The following is a 4,332-nucleotide window of genomic DNA, read 5'->3' on the forward strand; positions in this document are numbered from 1 at the left end:
TCGGGCTACTGAGTAGCGGGGACAGGATTTGAACCTGCGACCTCTGGGTTATGAGCCCAGCGAGCTACCGAGCTGCTCCACCCCGCGTCGGTGAATACGACCTTACGGCATGGGCGGCGAAATCCGAAATCCGTTTCCTCAGCAGCCGCAGTCCTCGGCGTCGACGGGCGCCGTCAGCGGGTCCGCGGCGCGCCGGGCCGGGCCCTCCCACGTCTCGTAGGCGAAGCCCTCGCGCGCCCAGTACTCGAAGCCGCCGAGCATCTCCTTCACCTGGAAGCCCAGCTCGGCGAGGGCGAGCGCGGCGCGCGTGGCGCCGTTGCAGCCGGGGCCCCAGCAGTAGGTGACCACCGGGACGGCCTTGTCGAGGAGCTGCTCCGCCTGCTCGGGGATGAGCGCGGTGGGGAGGTGGACGGCGCCGGGGACGTGCCCCTGGTCCCAGGAGGCGGTCGAGCGGGAGTCGATCACCACGAAGCCGGGGTCGGTGCCGTCGGCCGCCGCGGTGGCCAGGGCGGCGGCCACGTCGGAGACGTCCGCGTGGAAGGCGAGGCTGGCGGAGAAGTAGGCGGCCGCGGCGGCGGGCGAGGCCGGCGGGGTGCGCAGTACGGGGTTGACCTGGGTGCCTGTCGTCGTCATGGTGATGAATCTACGGATGTTGATCTTCGCGCTGAAGTGGCGTTCCACGGCGGTCGGGGACCTCGGCCGGGGAAACCCGGGCGATTTCGCCCCGGCGGCGTGGATCTCACGGGCCGAGACCGATGAGGCCCGACCAGGGGCGCGAGTGGGCCACGTGTACGGGCCGGGCACGCGCGCGTACGGGCGGGGAGACCGGGCTCGTACGGACGCGGGCACGCGCGCGTGTGGCTGCCGCTCCGTGTCACATCCATGGGTTCTGATCCGTCATGGAGGCATGACGGGACGCGAAGGGGGAGAGCGACGGATGGACGCGAGCACGGTGGACGGAAGCACGGCGGACGGGACCGGCGGCCTGGACGCGGACGCGCTGGCGCGCCGCTTCGACGCCGACCGCGGGCACCTGAGGGCCGTCGCCTACCGCATGCTCGGCTCGCTCAGCGAGGCCGAGGACGCGGTCCAGGAGACCTGGTTCAAGCTCAGCCGCAGCGACGTCGGCGGGGTCGCCAACCTCACCGGCTGGCTCACCACGGTCATCGGCCGGGTCTGCCTGGACATGCTGCGCTCGCGCGGCTCCCGCCGCGAGGACCCGCTCGACCACTTCGTCCCCGACCCGATCGTGCACATCCCCGGCGCCGGCGACCCGGAGCACGCCGCCGAACTGACGGAGTCCGTCGGCCTCGCGCTCCTCGTCGTGCTGGAGACCCTCTCCCCGGCCGAGCGGCTCGCCTTCGTGCTGCACGACATGTTCGCCGTCTCCTTCGACGAGATCGCGCCGATCGTGGACCGTACGCCCGCGGCGGCCCGGCAGATGGCCAGCCGGGCCCGGCGCCGCGTCCAGGACGCCGCCCCGGGGCCCGGCCCGGACGCGCGCCGCCAGCGGGAGATCGCGGACGCCTTCCTCGCCGCCTCGCAGGGCGGCGACTTCGAGGGACTGCTCGCCGTCCTCGACCCGGACGCGGTGCTGCGCGCCGACGGCGGCAAGCTCCTCTCCGGCGTCTCCAGGCTGATCCACGGCGCCGAGGAGATCACCCGCCAGGCCCTCTTCTACGCGACCTTCCGCAACGGCTCGCTGCCGCTCGTCGTCAACGGCCAGCCGGCCGTCCTGTCGGTCGTCGACGGCAAGCCGGGCTCGCTCATGGCCTTCACCGTCGTCGGCGACCGCATCGTCCAGCTGCACGTCCTCGCCGACCCGGAGCGAATCGCCGCCCTGGACATCCCGGAGGAGGCCCTGGCCCGCGCCGTCTACCCGGCGTGACCCGCCGGCGGTCCGGGCCGGCGCACCGTCAGGAGGACTGCCGGAGCGCCCGGGTGAGGGACGCGCCGACGGCCAGCGAGGCGGCGCCGCTGGCCAGGCCGAGGACGGCGCCCGCGGCGACGTCGCCGGGGTAGTGCACCCCGGTGTGGACACGGGAGTAGCCGACCGCCGAGGCCAGCAGGCCCAACGGCACGGCCGCCGGCGGCAGGACGACGCCGGCGGCGGTGGCGAAGGCGACCGCCGAGGCGGTGTGGCCGGACGGGAACGACGCCGACTCCGGCATCGGGACGTGCCGGCCCACCACCACCCGGGCCGCCTCCCGGTCCGGGCGCGGCCGGCGGACCAGCCGCTTGCCGAGGAGGTTGGCGGTGGCCGAGGCGATCGCGATCGCGCCGACGCCCGCGACCGCCGCACGGCGCGGACGGCCCGGGAGCAGGGCCAGCCCGGCGGCGACCGCGAAGGAGATCTTGGAGTGGTCGGCGGCGTTCGACAGCCGGCGCAGGCCCAGGTCCAGGGCGGGCGTCGGCGTCGCGGCCACCGCCGCGTACAGGGCGCCGTCCACCGCCCGCAGGTCGTGCAGGACGGCCCGGGCGGTGAAGACGGCGGCCCGCGGCCGGTCCCGCAGCCGCACCCGCGCCTCCGTCCGCACCCCGGGGTCGGTGCCCGCCTCGTGCTTGCCGCTGGTCTCGTCACTCATGCGCCGCTCCTGTAGGGGTCCTCGGACGGTTCCGGACGGTGCGCGGGGCCGGAGCCGTACTGCTCGGGAAAGGCGAGCCGGATGATCCGCCGCCAGTCCAACGGCGGGGGCGGCGGAACCACTCCCGGCCGGGCCCGCGGCACCAGCACCCGCAGCGCCCGCGGCCGCAGCTCGCAGACGACCGGCGTGGGCAGCACGAGCGCCTCCCCGTCCACCGCCACCGCCACGGTCCCCTCCGCCTTCGGCACACCGGCGGTGGTCACCCCGCCGTGGACTTCGACGCGGAGCGCGGTCAGGACGTTGAGCGCGGCCGACTGGGTCCCCCGTACGACCAGGTCGGCGGCGTCCGCGGCGCCGTCCACCCGGATGCCGATCACCCCGAGCCGGCCGCCGTCCAGCCGGGTGCGGTGCCCGGTGGCCGCGCTGAACGGATCGGGCGCGGCATACGGGTTGTTGCTGACCAGGATCGCCTGCTGGCCCGGCAGCCGGGTGGTGTCGGCGGTCGCGTCGAGCCGGTCGCCCTGCCCGCCGCGCAGCAGATCGGGCAGCGCCTCGAACGCGGTCTCCGCCTTGGCGTCGCGGTACTCCGGCCGCCGCACCACGTCCGCGTACACCCCGAACGAGACCGTGTTGACGAACGGCCGGCCGGCGACCGTGCCGAGGTCGACGCGGAGCTCCTCGCCGTCGGTGAGCGCGTCCAGACCGGCCGCCGGATCGTTCCGGTCGAGGCCCAGGTCCATCGCGAAGTGGTTCCGGGTCCCGGCCGAGACCACCAGGAACGGCAGGTCGTGCTCGGCGGCCACCGCCGCGACCAGCGCCTGGGTGCCGTCGCCGCCGGCCACCCCGAGCAGGTCCGCGCCGTCCGCGACGGCCTTCCGGGCGAGGGCCGTGACGTCCGCGGGCGCGGCCGGGTCGAGCAGCAGCACCCGCGCGCCCAGCCGCTCCGCCTTCGCCACCAGGCCGAACCGCTCCACCTTCCCGCCGCCGGACCGCGGGTTCATGATCAGCACCGCCTGCCGGGGCCGTACGCCGGGACGGGCCGGCGCCGGCGCGTCCACCACCTCACCGGGCCTGCGCAGCGCCTCCCGCGCACACCCCAGCGCGACCGCCCACAGCGCGAGCGCGGCCAGCGCGAACAGCCACAGCCCGCCGACCACGTACAGCACGAGGACACCGACCGGCGCACCGATCGCCAGCACCCCGCCGACCACCCGCAGCGCCCCCCGGTGCGCGGCCACCCACCACAACCCCACGGCCCCCGCCGCGAGCCCGGCGACGCCGCTCACCAGCACCGGGAACCCGCCGGTCCCCACCGCGAGCAGCAACACCGCCACGGCCCCCGCCGCCGACCCCAGCGCCCACCGCGCCAGATCCCGCGCGACACCCGCCGCACCCTCGCCCCGCCACCGCACGGCCCCGTCCACCGACCCCACCTCCGCCTTCCAGACTCCCCCAGGCTCCCCCGGATCACCCCACGGAAGCAGCCGTTCGACGGAAGATCATCCTGCCGGTACGGAACCAACGCGGAAACCGGCACGGAAACCGACGGGGGAGCACCGGAGTGCAGGGATCGTCGCACCCCTATCCGGCCACGCCCGCCGAGGTGTTGTTCACCCCCGGGTGGGATCGCGGCCGCCGTCCCGGACGCGTGGCCGGGAACGACGAAGCGCGCCCCCCCCGCCGGGAGCGGGGGGGGCGGGCAGTGGAGGGTAGCCGCCGTGGGGGCGAATCCCCCACCCAAACTCTT

General features: G+C 75.7%; 4 protein-coding genes and 1 tRNA gene. 1 reads left to right on the forward strand and 4 read right to left on the reverse strand.

Annotated elements, in window-relative coordinates; translation table 11 throughout:
• Positions 1 to 13: 13 nt before the first annotated feature.
• Positions 14 to 87, reverse strand: a tRNA-Met gene (locus ACFW1I_RS37195).
• Positions 88 to 138: 51 nt separating this feature from the next.
• Positions 139 to 633: a rhodanese-like domain-containing protein gene (locus ACFW1I_RS37200; RefSeq protein WP_384678358.1), complete on the reverse strand. Its 495-nt coding sequence runs from the start codon at positions 631 to 633 to the stop codon at positions 139 to 141.
• Positions 634 to 937: 304 nt separating this feature from the next.
• On the opposite strand from ACFW1I_RS37200, the gene ACFW1I_RS37205 reads away from it, so the two are divergent.
• Positions 938 to 1,888, forward strand: coding sequence for a sigma-70 family RNA polymerase sigma factor (locus ACFW1I_RS37205; RefSeq protein WP_384678360.1), 951 nt, complete (start codon positions 938 to 940; stop codon positions 1,886 to 1,888).
• Between the two features lie 28 nt (positions 1,889 to 1,916).
• Here ACFW1I_RS37205 and ACFW1I_RS37210 read toward each other — a convergent pair whose 3' ends face one another.
• Positions 1,917 to 2,585, reverse strand: a complete 669-nt coding sequence (locus ACFW1I_RS37210; protein ID WP_384678361.1) for a phosphatase PAP2 family protein — start codon at positions 2,583 to 2,585, stop codon at positions 1,917 to 1,919.
• Positions 2,582 to 4,009: a diacylglycerol/lipid kinase family protein gene (locus ACFW1I_RS37215; protein WP_384678363.1), complete on the reverse strand. Its 1,428-nt coding sequence runs from the start codon at positions 4,007 to 4,009 to the stop codon at positions 2,582 to 2,584. The genes ACFW1I_RS37210 and ACFW1I_RS37215 overlap by 4 nt, the downstream gene beginning before the upstream one ends.
• Positions 4,010 to 4,332 lie beyond the last annotated feature (323 nt).

This window comes from Streptomyces sp. NPDC058955, assembly GCF_042741435.1.
Taxonomy (GTDB): domain Bacteria; phylum Actinomycetota; class Actinomycetes; order Streptomycetales; family Streptomycetaceae; genus Streptomyces.

Bases quoted from the DNA above. Each gene is read 5' to 3' on its own strand.
- ACFW1I_RS37200 (WP_384678358.1), bottom strand. From the start codon at position 633: ATGACGACGACAGGCACCCAGGTCAACCCCGTACTGCGCACCCCGCCG.
- ACFW1I_RS37205 (WP_384678360.1), top strand. From the start codon at position 938: ATGGACGCGAGCACGGTGGACGGAAGCACGGCGGACGGGACCGGCGGC.
- ACFW1I_RS37210 (WP_384678361.1), bottom strand. From the start codon at position 2,585: ATGAGTGACGAGACCAGCGGCAAGCACGAGGCGGGCACCGACCCCGGG.